This is a genomic window from Bacillus sp. SIMBA_008, from assembly GCF_046535495.1.
Taxonomy (GTDB): domain Bacteria; phylum Bacillota; class Bacilli; order Bacillales; family Bacillaceae; genus Bacillus; species Bacillus subtilis.
Window position 1 is genome coordinate 1 of record NZ_JAWRWL010000594.1, and the last position, 265, is coordinate 265.

A 265-nucleotide genomic window follows, 5' to 3' on the forward strand; every position below is an offset into this window, starting at 1 on the left:
GGTTTCGCCGGAGCCCTTTTTCGTTTGTGCTCAGTAGCGGGCCGGCGAAAGCTGCGCGCCCGGGTTCTGGCGGAAGAATGCCAGGTCGCGCTCGGCCTCGTCCAGCTCGTGGAAGATGTCGGTGGCGCGATCGTCGGCCATCTGGCCCAGCAGCAGCGCCGCGCGCTGCGGTGGCAGCGCGGCGACCAGTTCGCTGGCGTCGCGCAGCTCGGGCTGCTCGAGGATCTTCACCGCGCGCGGCACCGGCAATGCGTCGAGCATCGCG

Annotated in this window: 1 protein-coding gene; it reads right to left on the reverse strand. The window is 70.2% G+C overall.

Going from position 1 to position 265, the window contains the following annotated elements; all coding sequences use genetic code 11:
- Positions 1–30 precede the first annotated feature (30 nt).
- Positions 31–265, reverse strand: a 235-nt coding sequence (locus SB658_RS24580; protein WP_410603005.1) for a magnesium transporter MgtE N-terminal domain-containing protein, incomplete at its 5' end; no start/stop codon positions are given.